This window comes from Xenorhabdus cabanillasii, assembly GCF_003386665.1.
In the GTDB taxonomy this organism is placed as follows: Bacteria; Pseudomonadota; Gammaproteobacteria; order Enterobacterales; family Enterobacteriaceae; genus Xenorhabdus; species Xenorhabdus cabanillasii.
The window spans coordinates 950,962-972,853 of sequence record NZ_QTUB01000001.1 but is presented as its reverse complement, the minus strand read 5'-3'; the positions used below and the strand labels follow the sequence as shown (position 1 = coordinate 972,853).

Sequence of the window (21,892 nt, the reverse complement as noted above, 5' to 3'; positions counted from 1 at the left end):
TAAAAAATACCCCACCTTATTCCAAGATTGAAAATCAACCGGTAACTTGATTTATTATTTAATAAATATGAAAGATTATATAAAATTACGTGATCCATATGTAGGTTTTATCCCTGCAAAAATAAACAAAAATATTAATCAAATAACAAAAAATTAATATATTGATATTTGTGATATCATTTCTTACTACCAATTTTAAGTTAGTTATTTTTCAATAAAAAACAAACAGAAAAGATTAAACAAACATCAAATTGATTAATTTTAGAACATTTAAACCATTCGCGCATAATTTTGCTATTAATTTAGTGAATATTTTTCCAAATCTGGTATTAATTTTTACATTAGTGTGATCAACCACTGAGAAGATATTGTACTAGTATATTAACCTCCCGCGCTTCCGATCACTCTGAATAAATAAACAAAATCACAACCCGTGCAATACATTATGTTATCCATATGTTAACAACAGTATGAACTCTGGATGTATTGTCCACCGGTATGACAACTAACAGAGGCAGTTACTATGAATAAAACCGTTCCAATCGGTTTATGGGATCAACCGAAACCCTTTTTCATGATCTTTTTTGTGGAATTATGGGAAAGATTTGGCTACTACGGCGTTCAAAGCATTCTTGCTGTTTACTTCGTTAAACAACTGGGCTTTTCAGAAGCACAATCATTTATCACCTTTGGTGCGTTTACTGCACTGGTTTACGGCCTGATTTCCATCGGCGGTTATGTTGGTGACCACTTATTGGGAACAAAGCGAACTATCGTTCTGGGAGCCATTGTACTGGCAATAGGCTATTTCATGATTGGTCTTTCCATCATGGAACCTGAGCTGATTTTTTATGCTCTGGGAACCGTGGCTGTCGGTAATGGCCTTTTCAAAGCCAACCCCGCCAGCCTGCTGGCAAAATGTTACCAGCCCCAGGATCCACGCCTGGATGGTGCATTTACGTTATTCTATATGTCTATCAATCTTGGCTCTCTGTTTTCTCTTGCTCTTGCCCCTGTCATTGCCGACAAATATGGCTACGCCGTCACTTATAATATCTGTGGTATTGGCCTGATTATCGCCTTACTGGTTTATGTCGCCTGCCGTCGCATGGTAGATAACATCGGCTCTGAACCAGATCATACCCCTCTGAACTATGTAACTCTGTTTTTCGTTTTGCTTGGTACAGTGGCTATGATTGGGGTCTGTACATGGTTATTGCACAATATCGACATTGCCAATATTGCCCTCATGGCGATTTCAGCTGTTGTTGTAATGATTTTCTTCTGGCAGGCATTCAAACAGGACAGGATCGGCCGCAATAAGATGTTTGTGGCATTTATTTTGATGCTTCAGGCGATTGTGTTCTACATCCTGTATAACCAGATGCCGACCTCCCTCAATTTCTTCGCTATCAACAACGTCCACCCCCAGATCTTCGGCTTTAATGTTAACCCCATCAGTTTACAGGCACTAAACCCATTCTGGATCATTATAGTCAGTCCTATCCTGGCTGTGGTTTACACCCGCTTGGGTGCGAATGGAAAAGACTTTTCCATGCCAACAAAGTTTACCTTCGGCATGTTCCTATGTTCTCTCGGCTTCATGACAGCTGCCGCTTCGGGTTTATTTGCCGATGAACAAGGCATGACTTCCCCATGGTTTATTGTGCTGGTTTACCTGTTCCAGAGCGTCGGGGAATTGATGATCAGTGCACTGGGGCTGGCAATGGTAGCAACATTTGTTCCTAGCTACCTGACAGGGTTTATTCTGGGCATGTGGTTCTTATCTCAGGCAGCAGCATCAGTATTAGGAAGTCATGTTGCAACATTCACCGCCGCACCAGAAGGCGTGACCGACCCCCTGCAAACTCTGCCACTTTATATGGGTGTATTTGGAAAAATAGGCATTGCCACTCTTATTGTTGCCGTGATTATGGCTTTCATGGTGCCGTGGCTGAACCGCATTATGAATGATAGAGCGAAAGCATAATCAATCTGATTCTGTTTAATTAAACAAAATTCCCGCTCGTTGATAATTAAAATAACGAGCGGGAACTAAAACACTAAGTTGATCCATGCCAATCAGTATGGAAATTACAGCACATCAACCGCGTTCAGCTCTTTGAAAGCCTGCTCCAGACGAACAGTCATGGAAACCTGACCAGCACGCAACCAGACGCGTGGATCATAGAATTTCTTATTCGGTTTATCTGCACCTTCCGGGTTACCCAATTGGCCTTGCAGATAGCCTTCATTCTTCTTGTAGTAGTTCAGAATACCTTCCCAGGTAGACCACTGAGTATCGGTATCAATATTCATTTTAACTACGCCATAGCTGACGGCTTCCTGAATCTCTTCTGCGGTCGAACCGGAGCCACCGTGGAAGACGAAATCCAGGCTGTTGTGTGGCAGGTTGAATTTCTCAGAAACGTAGTCTTGAGAATTGCGCAGGATTTTTGGTGTCAGTTTAACGTTACCTGGTTTATATACACCGTGAACGTTACCGAAAGATGCCGCGATGGTAAAACGTGGGCTGATAGCACTCAGTTTCTCATAAGCATAAGCCACATCTTCTGGTTGAGTATACAGGGAAGAGCTGTCCAGATGGCTGTTGTCAACGCCATCTTCTTCACCACCAGTACAACCCAGTTCAATTTCCAGCGTCATGTCGATTTTCGCCATGCGTGCCAGATATTGGCTACAAATTTCGATATTTTCTTCCAGAGATTCTTCTGACAGATCAATCATGTGGGAAGAGAACAATGGCTTGCCAGTCTGAGCATAGTGCTTTTCACCAGCATCCAACAGACCATCAATCCACGGCAGTAATTTACGCGCGCAGTGGTCGGTATGCAGGATAACTGGCACACCATAATGCTCTGCCATCTGATGTACATGGTGAGCACCAGAAATTGCCCCCAGAATTGCTGCTTGCTGCCCTTCAAGCTTCAAGCCCTTACCCGCTACAAATGATGCACCACCGTTGGAAAACTGGATAATTACCGGAGCACGTACTTTTGCCGCTGTTTCCAGCACTGCATTGATAGAGTCAGTACCGACACAGTTAACTGCCGGCAGAGCAAAGTTATGTTCTTTTGCGATGGCAAAGACTTTTTGAACATCATCACCAGTGATGACACCCGGTTTTACGAAATCAAAAATTTTAGACATGTTACGTGGTCCTGTATTGACATTGAACAGGCAGTATTCACTGCCTGTTATCACAACTTATTTACTGTTAGCACGTTCTTCCAGCATCACAACGGCTGGTAGTTTTTTGCCTTCAACAAACTCAAGGAAAGCACCACCACCGGTAGAGATGTAAGAGATTTTGTCAGCAATTTCAAACAGATCAATTGCTGCCAAAGTATCGCCACCACCCGCAATCGAGAAAGCATCGCTCTCTGCAATCGCACGGGCAACAATTTCGGTTCCTTTACGGAAATTAGGGAATTCAAAAACACCAACCGGGCCATTCCACAGAATGGTTTTAGCGTTTTTCAGGATTTCAGCCAGACGCTCAGCAGATGCATCGCCCAAATCAAGGATTTGCTCGTCGTCTTTAATTTCACTGGTGGATTTCAGTATAGCTTCGGCAGTTTCAGAGAATTCGGTCGCAACACGAACATCGGTAGGTACAGGAATATCACAGCTTTCCAGCAATTTTTTCGCTTCAGGGATCAAATCATCTTCATACAGGGAGCGACCTACATTGTGGCCTTCTGCGGCAACAAAGGTATTGGCAATTCCACCACCAACGATAAGCTGATCAGCAATTCTGGACAGTGAATCAAGAACAGTCAGTTTAGTTGAAACTTTAGAGCCACCGACAATCGCCACCATTGGACGAGCAGGGCTGTGCAGTGCTTTGCCCAGAGCTTCCAGTTCGCCAGACAATAATGGGCCAGCACAGGCAATTGGCGCAAATTTAGCGACACCATGAGTTGACGCCTGAGCACGATGTGCTGTACCAAAGGCGTCCATTACATATACATCACACAACGCTGCATACTGTTTCGATAACGTTTCGTCGTCTTTTTTCTCACCTTTGTTGAAGCGAACGTTTTCCAGAACTACCAATTCGCCTTCCGCTACTTCAACGCCATTCAGATAATTTTTTTCCAGACGAACAGGAGAAGAAAGTGCATCTTTCAGGTAATCAACGACGGGTTGCAGTGAGAACTCTTCGTTGTATTCTCCCTCAGTCGGGCGTCCCAGGTGAGAAGTAACCATGACTTTGGCTCCCTGATTCAACGCAGCCTCAATCGTCGGCAAAGACGCACGGATACGTGCATCAGAAGTAACTTTGCCATCTTTTACAGGCACATTCAGATCAGCACGGATCAGAACACGTTTACCCGCCAGATCTAAATCAGTCATCTTAATTACAGACATGGTGAATCCTCTCATTGATTCTCTATAAAATTACTCAATCTTCTGTTGTGATTACATGAAACCTTTAGAGGCCATTACCAGCGTTGTATCGAGCATACGATTGGCAAAGCCCCACTCATTATCACACCACACAAGCGTTTTGATCAGATGATTTCCACTCACTCTGGTTTGTGTACCATCCACAATAGCACTGTGAGGATCGTGGTTAAAATCCGTTGAGACCAACGGCAAATCAGTGAAATCCACTATACCACGAAACGAACTCACCGCTGATTCTTGCAGTAGTTGGTTTACCTCACTGACATTAACGGCAGCACTGACTGTCACACTTAAATCAATCGCTGTTACATTGATGGTGGGTACTCGTACAGAAATAGCTTCAAACCGATCACTGAATTTGGGAAAGATACGTGTGATCCCCGCTGCCAGTTTTGTATCGACTGGAATAATCGACTGGCTGGCCGCACGGGTTCGACGTAAATCACAGTGATAAGCATCAATTACTGGTTGATCATTCATGGATGCGTGAATTGTTGTCACCGTGCCCGATTCAATGTTAAACGCATCATCCAGTACCTTAATGATCGGAATAATACAATTTGTTGTACAAGATGCATTAGAAACAATACGATCTTCGGCAACCAATGAATCATGATTTACACCATATACCACCGTTACATCCAGATCATTGCCTCCCGGATGGGAAAACAGAACCTTTTTGGCCCCACTAGTGAGATGAGCTTCTCCATCCACTCGTTCACCATACTTCCCCGTACAATCGAGTACAATATCAATACCCAGTTCTTTCCACGGTAAATCCGAGATATCGGGTTGGTGAAACAGCCGTATACTGTCATCTCCTACGTGCAATCCTTTATTGTTCAGGCGTACATCCCATGCAAAACGCCCATGACTGGAATCGTATTTCAATAAATGAGCGATGCCTTTTGCATCAGCCAGCTCATTGATGGCGATAACCGCAATTTCAGCCCGACGCCCGGTTTCGTAGAGAGCACGCAAAACACTGCGCCCTATTCTGCCAAAACCGTTAATCGCTACCCTGATTGTCATGTTACTCCCTGAATTTCTCTATGGTCACGCAACGGCTTAGAATAACTGAGCAACTGCAAATTGTACGGATGATTCATCATAAAATTAATCAGATTGTGACAGACAAGACATTTTGTCTGCGATAACTGAAACGGTTCAGCTAATTATAAGAAAAGACTACGAGAAAAAGAGAGTAATGGCAAGGGTCATTAATAGCATAATGAAGAAATTTTGATGGAAAAAAGAGCGCATTAGCCCAGAGTTTGATGCTAATGCGCTTCTTCATCTTTCAGCAAGCAGTTTTTATTAGCTGCTTTCTAAAACCTGTTCAGGGTATAGTTTGCTTGTTATTTCAGTAGTGCGGTTGCTTTGGCAACAACATTTTCAACAGTGAAGCCAAATTCTTTGAACAGCGCATCAGCAGGAGCAGATTCACCAAATGTACCCATTCCCACGATAGCACCATTAATACCAACGTATTTAAACCAGTAATCAGAAATACCTGCTTCAATCGCAACACGGGCAGAAACCGCAGCAGGGAGAACCGCTTCACGGTATGCCGCATCTTGTTTGTCAAATGCATCAGTAGATGGCATGGAAACTACACGAACTTTACGGCCTTCTGCACTCAGTTGCTCAGCGGCTTTCACTGCCAGTTCAACTTCAGAACCCGTCGCAATTAGGATTAACTCAGGCTGACCTGCGCAATCTTTCAGGATATAAGCACCTTTCTCAATATTCGTCAGTTGTTCAGCAGTACGCTCCTGCTGTGCCAGATTCTGACGGGAGAAGATCAGAGAAGTTGGGCCATTTTTACGCTCAATCGCATATTTCCACGCTACCGCAGATTCTACCTGATCACATGGGCGCCATGTGCTCATATTCGGTGTTACACGCAGGCTGGCAATTTGCTCAACTGGCTGATGAGTCGGGCCATCTTCACCCAAGCCGATAGAGTCGTGGGTATAAACGAAGATGCTACGGATCTTCATCAGTGCAGCCATGCGTACTGCGTTACGGGCATATTCAACAAACATCAGGAATGTCGCACCATAAGGCACAAAACCACCATGCAGAGCAATACCATTCATGATGGCAGACATACCAAACTCACGTACACCGTAATGAATGTAGTTACCACCCCGAACTTCGTTCAGAGGCCTGGAGCCAGACCACATAGTCAGGTTACTGGGTGCCAGATCAGCAGAGCCGCCCATGAATTCAGGCAGGACTTGACCAAATGCTTCCAGAGCATTTTGTGATGCTTTACGGCTGGCAATAGAAGCGGGATTCTGTTGCAGATTTTCAATAAATACTTTGGATTCAGTTTCCCAGTTTGCAGGCAATTCACCACGGGTACGGCGGCGGAATTCTGTGGCTAGTTCTGGATAAGCTTCAGCATAAGCGGCAAATTTTACATCCCAGGCGCTTTCTTTAGCGTTACCGGCTTCTTTTGCATCCCATTTTGCATAAATATCCTGGGGAATTTCAAAAGCAGGATACTCCCAACCCAGAGCCTTACGGGTCGCTTCAATTTCAGCGTCACCCAGAGGGGCACCGTGACATTCTTCTTTACCTGCTTTGTTTGGTGAGCCAAAACCAATAATAGTTTTGCACATTAACAGAGATGGTTTGCCGGTTTCCTTACGAGCTTCTTCGATAGCAGCCTGAATTGCAGCAGAGTCATGGCCATCTACGCCACGAATAACATGCCAGCCATAAGATTCAAAACGTGCAGCGGTGTCATCAGTGAACCAGCCTTCAACTTCACCATCGATGGAGATGCCGTTGTCATCATAGAAAGCGATCAGTTTGCCTAGCTTCAGTGTACCCGCCAGAGAACAAACTTCATGGGAGATCCCTTCCATCATACAACCATCACCCATGAATACATAAGTGTAGTGATCGACAATATCGTGACCCGGACGGTTAAACTGCGCTGCCAATGTGCGTTCCGCAATCGCAAAACCAACTGCGTTGGCAATACCTTGTCCCAGTGGACCGGTTGTCGTCTCTACGCCCGGAGTATAACCATATTCTGGATGACCAGGGGTTTTAGAGTGCAGTTGACGGAAATTTTTCAGATCGTCGATAGAAACATCGTAACCAGTCAGGTGCAGCAAGCTGTAAATCAGCATAGAGCCGTGACCATTGGATAATACGAAGCGGTCACGATCAGCCCAGTCAGGATTGACAGGGTTATGGTTCAAATAGTCGCGCCACAGCACTTCAGCAATGTCAGCCATTCCCATCGGTGCACCAGGATGCCCTGATTTTGCTTTCTGCACAGCATCCATGCTCAAGAAGCGGATAGCATTAGCAAGGGTTTTACGAGTGGTCATTCTTTACTCCAAGTCGGATAAAAGCGTTAGTGAACTAGAATTAATTTTCGCAGCGCGGCATACAAACCGCAATCATTAATGCCAATAAACGAAAACTATCTTAATTTCTGCTCAGCATCAATTCTTTGATTTACCCCGCTGTTTTGACGTATTTTCAAGCGAATACACATAATCGGAGATGAGTTTGCGCAAATACAGGATGGTTTCATATCGTGATTTGCGCAATAAGAAACAATGTATTAGATACGATACTCAATAAGTTAATCAAGACCGAAAGCATCTGTTTTTCTATTGACTCAGGTAATGATAATTAATGCAGATATGGCAATTTTCTCTGACTGAAAGCATTTTATGATTCAGATAACAACCTGATTCAAAGAAGAGGCTGAGTTAAAGAACGATAAATGTCGTAATTTTCATCATCAAAACAAACAAGATTCACCTGCAATATATTTTTATTGACAGAAAGGCTTGAATGAATTGTTTCCAAAGCGATTTTTGCCGCCATTTTCTTCGGGAAACGGTAAATACCTGTGCTGATATTAGGAAAAGAGACAGTCGCAATATTGTATTGTTTAATAATCTCAAAACAGCTCAGATAAGCCTTTTTCAATAATTCCGGCTCATTACACATTCCTCCATTCCAGCGAGGGCCTACAGTGTGAATCACATAATTAGCAGGTAAATTCCCGGCTCCGGTGATCACCGCATCACCAACCTCACAATCACCTTGCCTTGCTCTGATTTGCATACACTCTTCCAGGATAGATTTTCCACCAGCACGGTGAATAGCTCCATCAACACCTCCACCACCCAGCAAAGAACTGTTGGCTGCATTGACAATTGCCTGAACTGCAATTGTAGTGATATCGCCCTGGGTTATGTTGATTCTGTTGCTGTTCATTTCGTCATCTCCCCCCATAATTTTCTTATATCCAGAATAAATTTACTTGTATAGTATTCAATCATTACTTATCCCAGACTTAATAATAAATGACAAAACCCAACCCTACACTGAGTTCAATATCAGTTCCAGACATCATGCTATTGCATTCTATCAATGCCAAACGTGATGAACTTACTAACTTACTGCATAACTGCGTCGAAAGTGATGCTTCCATCGGTTTTATTACACCACTAAAAGCAAATGAAGCAGTACATTATTGGCAGGATGTCGAAGAAGACCTCGCATCTGGTCATCGTTTACTGTTGGTGGCATTGGAAGATGAGCATATTGCAGGTTCAGTGCAACTTTCTCTTTGCCGGAAAAAGAATGGACAGCATCGTGCTGATGTGGAAAAGCTGATGGTACATACAGCCTATCGCCAGCGTGGGATTGGCAGAATGCTAATGAATGAGCTGGAACAGTTGGCAAAACAACACCAGCGTAGTTTGCTGGTTTTGGATACACGAACCAATGATCCAGCTTCTGCCCTTTATCGAAAACTTGGCTTTGTTGAAGTCGGGGAAATCCCAAATTATGTTATTAATTCTGCCGGTGAATTCTCAGCAACAACCTATTTCTATAAGTTGATTTGAACTCTTTGGTAATCAAAGAAAAAAGCCCCGAGTTAAAAACTCAGGGCTTATAAATTCTGGCGGTGCGGACGGGACTCGAACCCGCGACCCCCGGCGTGACAGGCCGGTATTCTAACCAACTGAACTACCGCACCGCATGGCGTTCTGGTTGAGAACGGGGTGGATAATACGAGCCTCCGCACAATCCGTCAATCGCTTTTTATAATAAAATAGTGCACTTGCGCAGTTTTTCACCTTAATGGCAAATTAATCCCCACTTATCACAATCTCAGTCAATGTAATTGTTCAGGTTCTGTTCGCCACAGGCAACTTCCCCCTTTCTTTTGCACCAGATCCAAACGGGACTCATGCTGAATCAATTCCTCATCAGAAGCATAAATAACTTTCAGCCCCGCCTGAGGGCGAGTTATTTTTTGAATTTCTGCAACCTGAGCGTTGTTGGATACTTCTCCTTCCATCGAAAAAGCCAGCGATGTCTGACCGCCAGTCATTGCCAAATAGACATCAGCCAGAATTTCAGCATCGAGTAATGCCCCGTGAAGAGTACGCTTCGAGTTATCAATCTGGTAACGATCGCACAACGCATCAAGGTTATTACGTTTACCGGGGAAAAGTTGCCTTGCCAGTATCAAACTATCTGTAATCGTACAGAATTCTGCGGTTGGCGGAATATCACGATTAAGCTTACTGAATTCATAATCCATAAAGCCGATATCGAACGTCGCATTATGGATGATCAGCTCAGCCCCACGGATAAATTCAATAAATTCGTCAGCAATATCAGCAAATTTGGGTTTATCCAGCAAAAACTCATCACTGATACCATGAATCTCAAACGCCTCCGGATCAACCAAACGTTCAGGTTTAATATAAATGTGGAAATGACGGCCTGTCAGGCGGCGGTTGATGACTTCCACCGCTCCGATTTCAATGATGTTATGCCCCTCGTAGTGAATTCCCAGTTTATTCATACCGGTTGTTTCGGTATCGAGGACGATTTGACGGGTAATTGCAGTGCTCATAGTGTTTTTTTTGTGTCAGACTTAGAGTTTTGATTGAAGATGATATAGGAAGAGTCTACCAAATATGAGCAAACAGGTAGAAATTTTCACCGATGGTTCTTGCCTCGGTAATCCCGGCCCCGGTGGATATGGTGTTTTACTTCGTTACAAACAAAAGGAAAAAAACCTGAGTAAAGGCTACTTCCGCACGACCAACAACCGTATGGAACTTATGGCCGCCATTACCGGTCTGGAAGCGCTCAAAGAACCCTGCAAAGTGATTCTGACCACTGACAGTCAATATGTCCGCCAGGGTATTACTCAATGGATCCACAACTGGAAAAAACGTGGCTGGAAAAAAGCGGACAAATCTCCCGTGATCAATGTTGATTTATGGCAGCGACTGGATAAAGCCATTTCACCCCATGATATTGACTGGCGTTGGGTTAAAGGGCATACAGGCCATCGGGAAAATGAATTATGTGATGAATTGGCTCGCGCAGCAGCCAACTCCCCGACCCAGGATGATGGTGGCTATATCGAAAATGAAAACTAACCTACAAAAAATTAATTGCGTTGGTGAAAATTTTTCACTACCCCTAACGCATTACTGAATTTAGGTTTCAACAATCTGGCCCGCATAGGATTGAGAGTTAAAGGTATTGTCCGCTTGCGGGCAATAATCACATTCAGACAACCAAACATTGATGCCGTATGCTCATAAAAACTATTTCCACTCTTCCACGGTAAGACATGAAAATTAGCATGGTAAAGAACCTCATAGTTGAGCAAACGAAGCCAGTCCAATTGACGCAATCTGGAAAACATTTGGGCACGGTAAGATCGTCTGCAACATACAGGTGAAATCACTTTTCTCAGCCCTAATAAACTTATTGGATTAAAACCAGAAATGATCAACCAGCCATCATCAATCATAATCCGATCCACTTCCCGAAGCAGCCAATGAGGATCAACGCTATAAGTCAGCATATGAGCCAATAAACAGGCATCAACGGATTTCGCTTCGAAAGGAAGATAATGAGGATCAGCAATCACATCCATACTTTCCCCCGCCAGTCCTACATTAACCTGGTGGCTGATTAGACAAGAGCGACTGTCAATTTCTACACTTAAATTACCGACCTTAACTAAATGAAAGCCAAAAATTTTTGGCCACCACGGTTCCAATTGACGTTCCAAAGCGACACGGTAATATTCTCCCCAAGGTAACTCAGCCCAAGATTCAGGAGGAGTTATTTGTTTGATTGCATGTACTGATTGCATGTCATCTTCCTTCCAACCTACAAAGCTATTGTTAAAATGAGGCATATAATGAAGCTTATCAGGCTCCCCGCCCTTTCAGATAACTATATTTGGTTACTTTGTGATGAAGACAAATGTTGTGTTGTTATCGATCCTGCTGAATCACACCCCGTCATGGAAATTTTAGCAGCTAACCAACTTATTCCCGTTGCTATCCTGCTGACACACCATCACTACGACCATGTTGGTGGTGTCGCTGACTTGTGCAAACAATATCCTGAATTACCTGTGTATGGTCCAGAAGAGACCCGCAGTAAAGGAGCAACCCATATTATCCATGAACATAATGTCATTAATATTGATCATTTCTCTTTCCAGATTATAGCATTACCGGGTCATACACTTGGTCACATCGCTTTCTATCAGGCACCTTACCTGTTTTGTGGAGATACCCTGTTTTCAGGAGGTTGTGGCAGACTATTCGAAGGTACTGCTGAACAAATGTTTTCTTCTCTTGAAAAAATCGCATCGCTACCCGATGACACATTAATTTGTTGTGCTCATGAATATACCGCCGCAAATTTGAAATTTGCACAGTCAGTATTACCTGAAAATCAAACAATTCACGATTATTATAAAAAAATTATCGAGTTACGCGAAAACAATCAGGCAACAGTGCCCACTACTTTACAGACAGAGCGAAAAATTAACGTTTTCCTAAATTGTCACGATCTTGATTTACAAAAAAATATCGGCATCAAACCTAATTCAATGCCACTTTCTTCTGTTTTTCAGCAATTAAGGGCTTATAAAGATCGATTTTGATTTTGTTGGGTTGTCTTCTGCGTAATAGGTCAGTATGATCGCTCACCTTTTAGGCATACATCAAAAGAAAATATGAAGACAAAAGCGATCTTGTTCGCGTCTGTCTTGCTTGCCGGGTGTCAATCGGGGCTCCAACCAAAGTCTCCTTCCCTGCAGCATGCACAGAAAATGTCTTCGACTAATCAAAAAGCAGAAGGTATTGCAGAGCCAGACGATACTGCAAACTGGAAGGGGAGTCCGACAGCCCAACAAGATTTGTGGGGACATATCCGTGATGAGTTGAAGATGGAAATTCCTGACAATAACAGGGTGCGTGAACAACAAAACTATTATCTGAGACACAAGAGCTATCTCCAAAATGTGGCATTACGAGCAGAGCCATATATATATTGGATCGTTGAGCAGATTGATCAACGAAATATTCCCATGGAAGTGGTCTTACTTCCCATAGTGGAGAGTGCTTTTAATCCCCATGCTACGTCTTACGCCAAAGCAGCAGGTTTGTGGCAGATTATCCCCAGTACAGGCCGTCATTATGGTCTGACACAGGATAAATGGTACGATGCTCGTCGTGATGTTGCTGCATCCACAACCGCAGCTTTAGATATTCTTGAGCGTTTGAACGTGCGCTTTAATGGGGACTGGTTATTAACTATCGCAGCTTATAACAGTGGCGAAGGCCGGATTGTACGTGCAATTAAAGAAAATCAGTCGCGGGGAAAACCGACAGATTTTTGGTCATTAGCATTACCTCGTGAAACCATGCAATACGTCCCCAAAGTACTGGCGCTCAGTAATGTCATTCGTCACAACGAGAAATTTGACCTTAAATTGCCAAAACCCAACAATCAACAGGCTCTCGCCAAAGTTGAAGTAGGGCAACAAATCACATTGTCACAAGCCGCTGAATTATCTGGGTTATCACTGACTTCCATCAAAACCTATAACCCTGGTTATAAACAAGGTATGACATCGCCCTATGGGCCACATTACATTATGTTGCCGAAAGAGAATGCCAGCCAGCTTCAACACTCGCTGGCAGATGAAAATGTTTTGAAAAATATCCGTCTGGCTGTCGCCAGAAATATTCGTCATCTACAGCAACAGAATCATTACACTGTTCGTTCTGGTGATACGTTATCAGCGATTGCAAAACGTTTTAAGACATCTCACCATCAGCTCCAAAGGTTAAATGGCTTGAAGACGGCTCATAGACTCAGGGTTGGACAGGTTTTGAAAGTTAATACTAGTGATCCTGTTATGTATCAGGTTCGCAAAGGTGATTCCTTCGCCAGCATCGCCAAACGGCATGGCGTGAATCTTGATGATTTGATGAATTGGAATAAAAACATCAAGCTCAAAGACATTAAACCTGGTATCGCTCTGACGCTTTATATTAACTGATTTAACTTATCCCACCAGCATATAACTTCCTGCTTTTCAGGCAGGGGGTTTTTGCTGTGCCAGATTTTATAACCTTGTGTAAAACACATAATAATTCGAATATACTCAATATATTTCAAGTTCAATAAAGGAGTCTTACCTTGTCATCATTTGCCAGTGATACAGATAATTTCCCTGATAGCTTCAATGAAATATACAAACACCTGCTACTTTCTGCCGGTTTAGAGAATCAATTATTTTCCATTGAAAAATTCAATAAAATATTTACTAACTAAGTTAATCAGATAAATTATCTGCATTACTGTTATAATCGATAACACGATAACCCGACTCTCTGCCTGTTCTTATGAAATCGAAGATAATCCTTTCTGAGCCTGAACGAATAACATTGCAACAACTCGCTTTGAATCACCCACACCGGGACATTCGTACGCGAGGAACGGGTTTGCTCATGCTTGCCAGAGGGATCAAGCCGTCCCAGATCACCGCTGAAATAGGATGCAGTCTCCGGGTTATCTATAATTGGGTTCACATGTGGCACAATTCAGGGATAGCGGGATTATTAGGCGGTCATGCCGGAGGCCGGTATCTCGCCATGACGCCTGATATGATTGCCACTGCGGTCGAAGCCGCCAGCGCAGAGTTCCTGACGCTAGCCCGGATAGCGCAGTGCGTCGAAGCCAGGCATGGTTCCCTGCCCTGTACGCTTGAAACGCTGGCGAATACCCTGAAAAAGCAGGGACTCACCTATAAACGAACCCGCCTGTCGCTTAAAAAAAGCGCAACGAAACGGAGTTTGCTAAAAAATCCGCCTTGCTGAATAAAATTAAGGCCGGAGCACGGTCAGGACATTACCGTCTGGTCTATTTTGATGAGGCGGGTTTTGCCGCGTCTCCTCCGGTGCAATATGGATGGAGTCCACGGGGTAAGTCCCATGAAACTGAGCCTCAAGAGCATGACAGACGGTCAGTTCTGGGTGCGTTAAATTACACGGATAACACGCTGTTTTACCAGACAATGTCAGGCAGTATCACGCGAGATGACGTGATTGATTTTTTAGAGCAGGTGGCCAAACAAGGGGACAACCGCCTAACATTTGTAGTGTTGGATAATGCGCGTATCCATCACGGGATCGAGGAAGAAATCAGAAATGGCTGGTGACGAGAACACAACATGCTTTTACTCTATCTTCCCGCTTACAGCCCAGAGCTAAATCTGATTGAAATCGTCTGGAAACAGGCCAAATACCACTGGCGACGTTTTATCACTTGGACTCAGGATACCATGGAGTATGAGTTAAATACTTTATTGAAAGGTTATGGCGACCAATTTGCAATTAACTTTTCTTGAGTACTTAAAACAGTAACATTCCAATGCTATTTAAAAATATAATTCTAAGAAAATAATTCGAAATATCATTTCAACTTGATTATATAAATAATCTCAAATAAAAAAGGTAATGATATATGTATAAAAGCAGATATTTTGTCACAGAAGAAATTAGAGCTAAATGAATATGACTATACAAAGTATTATTTGTTATTAGACTTAACAAAGGTTGTGCAAGTGATTACCACTGATACGATCGATAATATAAAAATATTGAATGTTAAAATATTACTAAGGAGTTTTTCTTGGTCACTCGGATAAATTATGTCAGCCTACCGCAAGTGAAAGGCTCCTACGTACATGCAACGAAACATCATAACCTACTGTATATTTCAGGGCCCACCCACTGGGTACAGAATCACAAGGTCACGATGTTGAATCACAAACCCTGATGATCCTCCAACAAATCACATCAATTCTTGAGCAAGAGAAATGGCAAAAATCCGATTTAATCAAACATTCCTTGGCAACCATTCCTGCCAATAATGCAAAACAAGGCGGGTAGCGATAAACGATACTTCTATATGCGATGTAGCCCTGCTGTGCAACACAGCAGGGCTACATATTTTATGTTCAGACGAACCTGCTTAGGTTCTCAGCCCTCTGCCCGACTCGATCAAATACCAAGCCAGTAAGTAAAAACTGAGGATAAACATACCCAACATACCTAATGTCATTACCAGAGATACATCAGCAATACCGAGGAAACCATAGCGAAATCCACTGACCATATAAACGATTGGATTCAGCTTCGATACCATCTGCCAAAATTCAGGCAGTAAAGTCAGGGAATAAAATACACCACCCAAATAGGTTAATGGCGTCAGAACAAAAGTCGGAATGATGCTGATATCATCAAAGGTTTTTGCAAAAATGGCATTCAATAAGCCAGCTAATGAAAATAATATCGATGTTGCCAGTAAGGTTATTACGACCATTCCCCATGAGTGGAGCTGTAACGGCACAAAAAGCAAAGAAACCAGTGTAACTAAAATGCCCACACATACACCACGAGCCACTCCACCGCCAACAAACCCGGCAATAATGACATGTGTTGGCACAGGCGCAACCAGCACTTCTTCAATACTACGCTGAAACTTAGCACCAAAGAAGGAAGAGGAGACGTTTGAATATGAGTTAGTGATCACAGACATCATAATCAGGCCGGGGACAATAAACTGCATATATGCTACGCCCCCCATTTCCCCAATACGGGAACCCACCAGATTGCCAAAAATGACAAAATAGAGAGACATAGTAATCACGGGTGGTAGCAAAGTCTGTACCCAAATACGACCAAAGCGAGTCACTTCTTTAATCCAGATAGTTTTCAATGCCACCCAGTATAGTTGGATCATTGACGAACTCCTTGGTTATTATTTGTCAACCCAACAAACAGCTCTTCTAAACGATTCGCTTTGTTGCGCATACTGTTAATTTGGATACCCTGCATACTCAATTGGGAAAAAATATCATTTAATCCCTGTCCGCGTTTTACATCCACTTCTAATATGGTGGTGTCCATCAAACGATAGCCATAACCTTGCAGAACCGGCATATTTCCCTTCGGTGCTAAATCGAATAAGAACGTTTCCAGTTCCAGCTGGCTGAGTAAATCCTTCATGCTGGTATTTTCCACCAACTCACCATTCTGAATAATGCCAATATTACGGCACAGCATTTCAGCCTCTTCCAGATAGTGAGTTGTCAGGATGATCGTCGTTCCCTGTGCATTCAAAGTCTTCAAAAACTCCCACATGGAGCGACGCAGTTCAATATCCACTCCGGCAGTAGGTTCATCTAAAATTAATAAATTGGGCTCGTGTATCAAAGCACGGGCAATCATCAGACGGCGTTTCATCCCGCCTGATAAACGGATTGCCCGTTCATTGCGTTTGCCCCATAGGTCCAGTTGTGACAGATAGGTTTCCGCTCTGCTTTGCGCCACATCGCGTGGTACGCCGTAATATCCCGCCTGATTCAATACAATCTGAATTACTGTTTCAAACGGATTGAAATTAAATTCCTGCGGCACTAAACCCAACTGGCGTTTGGCATTAACCAGGTCCGTATCAATATCGTAACCAAATACGTTGACCTTACCGCTACTTTTATTAACCAAAGAGCTGATGATGCCGATGGTGGTCGATTTTCCTGCACCATTTGGCCCCAAAAGTGCGTAGAAATCGCCAGCTTCTACACGTAAATCAATCCCACGCAATGCTTTTACTCCACCTTTATAGGTCTTCGTGAGCTGCGTTAATTCCAATGCATAAGCCATAAGTCAAAAACACCTTTATTCTTTGCTATTTTTGAGTGCAAGATAGAGATTATGCCACTATTTTCCCTATACTTCTTTTCAATGATAGGGATCAAATCAAAAACATTACTCAATTAAATATTAAATTCTCAATTAATGTTGTATATGATTCTATCTCAAAAATGTTGCCAGGCTATTAGTCATGATGAGAAAAATTGAAGAGCTGTTTGCCAGGAACAAGCAGTGGTCTAAATCCGTAAATGAAGAAAACCCGCATTTCTTCAATGAATTATCAAAAGCACAAAAGCCCCACTTTCTATGGATAGGCTGTTCTGATAGCCGTGTACCTGCTGAAAAGCTGATCGATGCCGCACCGGGTGATCTTTTCGTTCACCGGAATGTTGCAAACCTTGTTATACATACTGATTTAAATTGCTTATCCGTTGTACAGTATGCTGTCGATGTTTTACAGGTTGAGCATATTATCATCTGTGGTCACTACGGATGCGGTGGTATTGAAGCGGCAGTAGACGGCACTGAATTAGGCTTAATCAATAACTGGCTGCTTCATATCCGTGATTTATGGTACAAACACAGCTCAATGCTTGGCGAGTTGCCACCTAATGATCGACTGAATCGTTTATGCGAACTGAATGTTATTGAACAGGTTTATAACCTTGGTCATTCAACCATTATGCAATCAGCGTGGAAACGTGGGCAAAAAGTGATGATCCACGGTTGGGTATACGGTTTGAAGGATGGTGAACTCCATGATCTGGATATTACCGCAGACAGCCGGGAAAAATTGGAACTAAATTACCGCCAGGCTATCTCTAAGCTGGCTAATAAAAAGTAACAAATTTCTGTAAAAGTAAATGGCAGTTAAAACTGCCATTTATTTACTGTACCAATGTCCTTGTACATTAGCGCAAGAATTTACTCTTCCAGCAGAATAACATGGCCAATATAAGGCAGATGCCGATAACGCTGAGCATAGTCAATACCATAGCCAACCACGAATTTATCTTCAATTGAGTAACCAATCCATTCAACTGGCACATCAACTTCACGACGGGATGGCTTGTTCAGCAACGTACAAATCGCCAGCGAGTTTGGTTCACGCAGGGCCAGGATCTCACGAATTTTATTTAGTGTATTGCCTGAATCGATAATATCTTCAACGATCAACACATCTTTATTACGAATATCTTCATCCAGATCTTTCAGGATTTTCACATCGCGGGTAGAGTTCATTCCACTGCCATAACTGGACGCTGTCATAAAATCCACTTCGTGAGGGACCTGAATTTCACGGCACAAATCCGCCATGAAAATAAACGATCCTCTTAACAGGCCAACCAATACCAGTTCACGATCGCTGTTGCGGTAATGCTCTGTGATCTGTTGCCCCAGTTCAGCAATACGTTGCTTAACCTCCTGTTTGGAGATCATTACTTCTACAATATGTTTCATTATAAATATAACCAGTTGATTTTATTTTAAATAACCACAAAAATCATCAATAATGAGTGTGATTATTTACACACCGATCAACACCATAAGCTCATCGAGCGCATAAAATAACACTCTCTGACATAAGAACAAACCCTATTCATTAACATACGGTAATTTTTACTGGTAATTAAAAATGGTAATTTTCCAAATTCAGGTAAATAAAGTTTGGCTAATAAAGATATTAATATGTTAACTTAAGCAAAATAGTAAAAAATCAATATTATAGGAATTATGCAAAAACTTGCCTTATTAACTTACATTCTGGTTCTATTTGGTTTCACACAACCTGCAAGGGCTTTGTCTGAAAATGAAGCTGAAGATCTTGCTGATCTCACCGCAGTCTACATCTACCTAAAATATGATTGCGGTTATAGTCAGATCCCGGAAAGAGAAATCAGACGTACAATCGTCTATTTTGCCCAACGTAATAAATGGGATCTTAGTAACTATGATGGTCAGTTAATGGAGAAACTAAATCAGTTGGGCTATAACGATCTGAAGGGAATCAACCTGCCTCATGAGGTAAAATGTCATTCTCTTGCCCGGCGCTCCCTCAGCCTACTTGCTTATGTCAAATAACTTTCTAATCACTCTCAGGTAACGATCACAGTGCAACTAACTTTTTAGTTAGCTATTATGTGCACCCCATAATCATGAGTGCCATAATGGAGGAATACCATACATGCCACAAGAAAACGTTTGGTATGAAACATTACATGCCAATTTTGGCCAGTATTTCACAGTTGAAAACGTGCTCTATCACAACAAAACCGAACATCAAGATCTGATTATCTTCGAAAATGCAGAGATGGGCCGCATTATGGCTCTTGATGGCGTAGTACAAACGACGGAGCGTGACGAATTTATTTATCATGAAATGATGGCGCATGTTCCACTATTTGCCCATGGTCAGGCAAAAAAGGTTTTGATTATCGGTGGAGGTGATGGCGGAATGTTGCGTGAAGTTTGCCGTCATAATTATCTCAATAATATCACTATGGTAGAAATTGATGCAGGAGTTGTTGAATTCTGCCGCCAATATTTACCAAACCATAATGCAGGGGCTTACGATGATCCCCGTTTCAAACTCGTCATTGACGATGGTGTCAGTTTCGTTAATACAACCTCTGATAAATTTGATGTCATCATCTCTGATTGTACTGATCCAGAAGGGCCCGGAGAAAGTTTATTCACATCTGAATTTTATGAAGGCTGCGCTCGCTGCCTGAATGACGGTGGTATTTTTGTAGCCCAAAATGGCGTTTGCTTTCTGCAACAGGGTGAAGCCATCACAAGCCATAAAAAATTAACTCATTGTTTTGCTGACAGCGGTTTTTATCAGGCTGCTATCCCTACTTATTACGGAGGGATCATGACATTTGCATGGGCAACCCAAAATCCTGCTTTGCGCCAAATATCTCTGAAAACTCTGCAACAACGTTTCGACAATGCGGCTATAACCTGCCGTTACTACACCCCAGCGGTACATGCAGGTAGTTTTGCTCTGCCACAATACTTGCTGGACTCTCTATCTGGAAACCAATAGTCACCCATACCGGGAGGTGAAATAAATTGCGTAAACTGAAATTGCACGGCTTTAACAATCTCACAAAAAGTTTGAGTTTTTGTATCTACGATATTTGTTATGCAAAAACGAACGCCGATCGCGACAGTTATATCGCGTACATTGATGAACAGTATAATGCAAATCGCTTAACTGAAATTCTCAGTGAAACCTGTTCAATCATTGGTGCAAACATTCTTAATATTGCCCGCCAAAATTATGATCCTCAAGGGGCAAGTGTAACCATTCTGATTAGTGAAGAACCCATAGATCCCAGACTTGTGGATAATACGGAAAATCCTGGCCCTCTGCCTGACTCTGTCGTCGCCCATTTGGATAAAAGCCATATCTGTGTACATACCTATCCAGAAAGCCACCCTGATGGCGGAATATGTACATTCAGGGCAGATATTGAAGTTTCCACTTGTGGCGTCATTTCACCACTTAAAGCCCTCAATTATCTGATCCATGAATTGGAATCTGACATTGTAACGATGGACTACCGTGTTCGTGGTTTTACCCGGGATATAAACGGAGTAAAACTGTATATCGATCACGAGATTAATTCCATTCAAAATTATGTGACCGAAGAAATTCAATCTCAATACTATATGATGGATGTGAATATTTTTCAGGAAAATCTTTTCCATACCAAAATGATGCTAAAAGAATTTGATCTGAATGAATATTTATTCAATACCACAGCCGAAGAATTACGCGAAACAGAAAAAAACGAAATCATTCGTTTACTTAAAAAAGAGATTCAAGAAATTTATTACGGTCGCAATTTACCGAATGTCTAAATATTATTCTTTCGTTTCAAAAAATTGGCTGTCAGATATAATATCCGCCAGCCATGTTATAAAAAGTAGCGTAATCAATAAAACTGCAACCTGAAATATGAAAAGTATATTCACTAAAATAGTCATAGAGTAATTGGCATTGCATTCGCCTCATTGGCGAGAATACCTGTCACAAAATGATTTAACATGTCAATTACGATGAGCGCGGATAAACAACATTATTAATTATTATCCAGAAAGCTATTGAAAAAATTCAATAATTATATTAATTTTTATTTATCACACAGAACAATTATCTAACTATTACATTTCAAATATAAATTAATCAATTTGTTATTCAATAAAGCTTAATTGCAGATATTATAAAAGCATTAAACAATATATAAATAAAACATCTAGCAAACTCAGTAAAATTTCTTATTTTTATTGATAAGAAAATAATAAACATAATGAATTATAACAAGAATAAATTCTACATGTGTAACTTTCTTTTGTAACTATTCAATTTGTTATCTTCATAACAAATTTAACTCATTCAGTTG

20 protein-coding genes, 1 tRNA gene and 1 pseudogene are annotated in these 21,892 nt (G+C 42.1%); 11 read left to right on the top strand and 11 right to left on the bottom strand.

Going from position 1 to position 21,892, the window contains the following annotated elements; genetic code table 11:
• Positions 1–523 precede the first annotated feature (523 nt).
• A complete protein-coding gene (gene dtpB, locus BDD26_RS04830) occupies positions 524–1,990 on the top strand; it encodes a dipeptide/tripeptide permease DtpB (RefSeq protein WP_038261956.1) in 1,467 nt (488 codons plus the stop codon).
• Positions 1,991–2,094: 104 nt separating this feature from the next.
• Here the strand turns inward: dtpB and fbaA are convergent, their stop codons facing one another.
• The 5 genes from fbaA to BDD26_RS04805 form a co-directional block, all read right to left on the bottom strand.
• Entirely contained in the window at positions 2,095–3,171 is a 1,077-nt protein-coding gene (gene fbaA, locus BDD26_RS04825; protein WP_038261953.1) for a class II fructose-bisphosphate aldolase, read from the bottom strand.
• Positions 3,172–3,228: 57 nt separating this feature from the next.
• Positions 3,229–4,395: a phosphoglycerate kinase gene (gene pgk, locus BDD26_RS04820; RefSeq protein WP_038261949.1), complete on the bottom strand. Its 1,167-nt coding sequence runs from the start codon at positions 4,393–4,395 to the stop codon at positions 3,229–3,231.
• A gap of 51 nt (positions 4,396–4,446) precedes the next feature.
• A complete protein-coding gene (gene epd / locus BDD26_RS04815) occupies positions 4,447–5,466 on the bottom strand; it encodes an erythrose-4-phosphate dehydrogenase (RefSeq protein ID WP_038261944.1) in 1,020 nt (339 codons plus the stop codon).
• 326 nt (positions 5,467–5,792) lie between these two features.
• Entirely contained in the window at positions 5,793–7,787 is a 1,995-nt protein-coding gene (tkt, locus tag BDD26_RS04810; RefSeq protein ID WP_115825683.1) for a transketolase, read from the bottom strand.
• A 373-nt stretch (positions 7,788–8,160) separates the two neighbouring features.
• The gene (locus tag BDD26_RS04805; protein ID WP_115827493.1) at positions 8,161–8,691 is read right to left on the bottom strand and encodes an O-acetyl-ADP-ribose deacetylase; all 531 of its coding nucleotides are present in this window, start codon (positions 8,689–8,691) and stop codon (positions 8,161–8,163) included.
• Between the two features lie 89 nt (positions 8,692–8,780).
• Between BDD26_RS04805 and BDD26_RS04800 the strand changes: the two genes are divergently transcribed.
• Positions 8,781–9,326, top strand: a complete 546-nt coding sequence (locus BDD26_RS04800; RefSeq protein ID WP_115825682.1) for a GNAT family N-acetyltransferase — start codon at positions 8,781–8,783, stop codon at positions 9,324–9,326.
• A gap of 57 nt (positions 9,327–9,383) precedes the next feature.
• On the opposite strand, the gene BDD26_RS04795 is transcribed toward BDD26_RS04800, so the two are convergent.
• Together BDD26_RS04795 and dnaQ are read right to left on the bottom strand one after the other, a co-directional pair.
• Positions 9,384–9,460: transfer RNA gene (locus BDD26_RS04795), tRNA-Asp, on the bottom strand.
• Positions 9,461–9,598: 138 nt separating this feature from the next.
• Positions 9,599–10,348 (bottom strand): DNA polymerase III subunit epsilon, encoded by a 750-nt coding sequence (gene dnaQ / locus BDD26_RS04790; protein ID WP_038261939.1) that lies wholly within the window; start codon positions 10,346–10,348, stop codon positions 9,599–9,601.
• A 64-nt stretch (positions 10,349–10,412) separates the two neighbouring features.
• Here dnaQ and rnhA point away from each other — a divergent pair, with 64 nt between their 5' ends.
• Positions 10,413–10,883 (top strand): ribonuclease HI, encoded by a 471-nt coding sequence (gene rnhA, locus BDD26_RS04785; protein ID WP_038261936.1) that lies wholly within the window; start codon positions 10,413–10,415, stop codon positions 10,881–10,883.
• A gap of 11 nt (positions 10,884–10,894) precedes the next feature.
• Here the strand turns inward: rnhA and BDD26_RS04780 are convergent, their stop codons facing one another.
• Positions 10,895–11,611 carry a class I SAM-dependent methyltransferase gene (locus BDD26_RS04780; protein WP_115825681.1) on the bottom strand — a complete coding sequence of 239 codons (717 nt, stop codon included), beginning with the start codon at positions 11,609–11,611 and terminating at the stop codon, positions 10,895–10,897.
• Between the two features lie 48 nt (positions 11,612–11,659).
• Between BDD26_RS04780 and gloB the strand changes: the two genes are divergently transcribed.
• From gloB to BDD26_RS20615, 4 genes and pseudogenes are all read left to right on the top strand, one after another.
• Positions 11,660–12,415: a hydroxyacylglutathione hydrolase gene (gene gloB, locus BDD26_RS04775; RefSeq protein ID WP_038261932.1), complete on the top strand. Its 756-nt coding sequence runs from the start codon at positions 11,660–11,662 to the stop codon at positions 12,413–12,415.
• 72 nt (positions 12,416–12,487) lie between these two features.
• Positions 12,488–13,819, top strand: a complete 1,332-nt coding sequence (gene mltD / locus BDD26_RS04770) for a murein transglycosylase D (protein WP_115825680.1) — start codon at positions 12,488–12,490, stop codon at positions 13,817–13,819.
• A 346-nt stretch (positions 13,820–14,165) separates the two neighbouring features.
• Entirely contained in the window at positions 14,166–14,639 is a 474-nt protein-coding gene (locus BDD26_RS04765; RefSeq protein WP_115825679.1) for a helix-turn-helix domain-containing protein, read from the top strand.
• Positions 14,633–15,169 (top strand): annotated as a pseudogene (locus BDD26_RS20615) (IS630 family transposase). Before BDD26_RS04765 ends, BDD26_RS20615 begins: the two are co-directional and overlap by 7 nt.
• Before the next feature lie 626 nt (positions 15,170–15,795).
• Here the strand turns inward: BDD26_RS20615 and BDD26_RS04755 are convergent.
• On the bottom strand, positions 15,796–16,566 hold the full coding sequence (locus tag BDD26_RS04755) for an ABC transporter permease (protein ID WP_115825678.1): 771 nt from the start codon (positions 16,564–16,566) through the stop codon (positions 15,796–15,798).
• Entirely contained in the window at positions 16,563–17,489 is a 927-nt protein-coding gene (locus BDD26_RS04750) for an ABC transporter ATP-binding protein (protein WP_038261925.1), read from the bottom strand. Before BDD26_RS04750 ends, BDD26_RS04755 begins: the two co-directional genes overlap by 4 nt.
• A 181-nt stretch (positions 17,490–17,670) precedes the next feature.
• Here BDD26_RS04750 and can point away from each other — a divergent pair, with 181 nt between their 5' ends.
• The gene (gene can, locus BDD26_RS04745) at positions 17,671–18,324 is read left to right on the top strand and encodes a carbonate dehydratase (protein WP_038261924.1); all 654 of its coding nucleotides are present in this window, start codon (positions 17,671–17,673) and stop codon (positions 18,322–18,324) included.
• A gap of 80 nt (positions 18,325–18,404) precedes the next feature.
• On the opposite strand, the gene hpt is transcribed toward can, so the two are convergent.
• Entirely contained in the window at positions 18,405–18,941 is a 537-nt protein-coding gene (hpt, locus tag BDD26_RS04740; protein WP_038261922.1) for a hypoxanthine phosphoribosyltransferase, read from the bottom strand.
• A gap of 273 nt (positions 18,942–19,214) precedes the next feature.
• Between hpt and BDD26_RS04735 the strand changes: the two genes are divergently transcribed.
• The 3 genes from BDD26_RS04735 (at position 19,215) to speD (ending at position 21,350) form a co-directional block, all read left to right on the top strand.
• On the top strand, positions 19,215–19,562 hold the full coding sequence (locus tag BDD26_RS04735) for a YacC family pilotin-like protein (protein ID WP_038261920.1): 348 nt from the start codon (positions 19,215–19,217) through the stop codon (positions 19,560–19,562).
• A gap of 103 nt (positions 19,563–19,665) precedes the next feature.
• Entirely contained in the window at positions 19,666–20,529 is an 864-nt protein-coding gene (speE, locus tag BDD26_RS04730) for a polyamine aminopropyltransferase (protein WP_115825677.1), read from the top strand.
• Positions 20,530–20,555: 26 nt separating this feature from the next.
• Positions 20,556–21,350, top strand: a complete 795-nt coding sequence (speD, locus tag BDD26_RS04725; protein ID WP_038261915.1) for an adenosylmethionine decarboxylase — start codon at positions 20,556–20,558, stop codon at positions 21,348–21,350.
• The last annotated feature ends 542 nt before the right edge of the window (positions 21,351–21,892 follow it).

What these genes read in the sequence shown, in the direction of transcription:
- dtpB (WP_038261956.1), top strand. Translation starts at nt 524, where the DNA reads ATGAATAAAACCGTTCCAATCGGTTTATGGGATCAACCGAAACCCTTT.
- fbaA (WP_038261953.1), bottom strand. Translation starts at nt 3,171, where the DNA reads ATGTCTAAAATTTTTGATTTCGTAAAACCGGGTGTCATCACTGGTGAT.
- pgk (WP_038261949.1), bottom strand. Translation starts at nt 4,395, where the DNA reads ATGTCTGTAATTAAGATGACTGATTTAGATCTGGCGGGTAAACGTGTT.
- epd (WP_038261944.1), bottom strand. Translation starts at nt 5,466, where the DNA reads ATGACAATCAGGGTAGCGATTAACGGTTTTGGCAGAATAGGGCGCAGT.
- tkt (WP_115825683.1), bottom strand. Translation starts at nt 7,787, where the DNA reads ATGACCACTCGTAAAACCCTTGCTAATGCTATCCGCTTCTTGAGCATG.
- BDD26_RS04805 (WP_115827493.1), bottom strand. Translation starts at nt 8,691, where the DNA reads ATGAACAGCAACAGAATCAACATAACCCAGGGCGATATCACTACAATT.
- BDD26_RS04800 (WP_115825682.1), top strand. Translation starts at nt 8,781, where the DNA reads ATGACAAAACCCAACCCTACACTGAGTTCAATATCAGTTCCAGACATC.
- dnaQ (WP_038261939.1), bottom strand. Translation starts at nt 10,348, where the DNA reads ATGAGCACTGCAATTACCCGTCAAATCGTCCTCGATACCGAAACAACC.
- rnhA (WP_038261936.1), top strand. Translation starts at nt 10,413, where the DNA reads ATGAGCAAACAGGTAGAAATTTTCACCGATGGTTCTTGCCTCGGTAAT.
- BDD26_RS04780 (WP_115825681.1), bottom strand. Translation starts at nt 11,611, where the DNA reads ATGCAATCAGTACATGCAATCAAACAAATAACTCCTCCTGAATCTTGG.
- gloB (WP_038261932.1), top strand. Translation starts at nt 11,660, where the DNA reads ATGAAGCTTATCAGGCTCCCCGCCCTTTCAGATAACTATATTTGGTTA.
- mltD (WP_115825680.1), top strand. Translation starts at nt 12,488, where the DNA reads ATGAAGACAAAAGCGATCTTGTTCGCGTCTGTCTTGCTTGCCGGGTGT.
- BDD26_RS04765 (WP_115825679.1), top strand. Translation starts at nt 14,166, where the DNA reads ATGAAATCGAAGATAATCCTTTCTGAGCCTGAACGAATAACATTGCAA.
- BDD26_RS04755 (WP_115825678.1), bottom strand. Translation starts at nt 16,566, where the DNA reads ATGATCCAACTATACTGGGTGGCATTGAAAACTATCTGGATTAAAGAA.
- BDD26_RS04750 (WP_038261925.1), bottom strand. Translation starts at nt 17,489, where the DNA reads ATGGCTTATGCATTGGAATTAACGCAGCTCACGAAGACCTATAAAGGT.
- can (WP_038261924.1), top strand. Translation starts at nt 17,671, where the DNA reads ATGATGAGAAAAATTGAAGAGCTGTTTGCCAGGAACAAGCAGTGGTCT.
- hpt (WP_038261922.1), bottom strand. Translation starts at nt 18,941, where the DNA reads ATGAAACATATTGTAGAAGTAATGATCTCCAAACAGGAGGTTAAGCAA.
- BDD26_RS04735 (WP_038261920.1), top strand. Translation starts at nt 19,215, where the DNA reads ATGCAAAAACTTGCCTTATTAACTTACATTCTGGTTCTATTTGGTTTC.
- speE (WP_115825677.1), top strand. Translation starts at nt 19,666, where the DNA reads ATGCCACAAGAAAACGTTTGGTATGAAACATTACATGCCAATTTTGGC.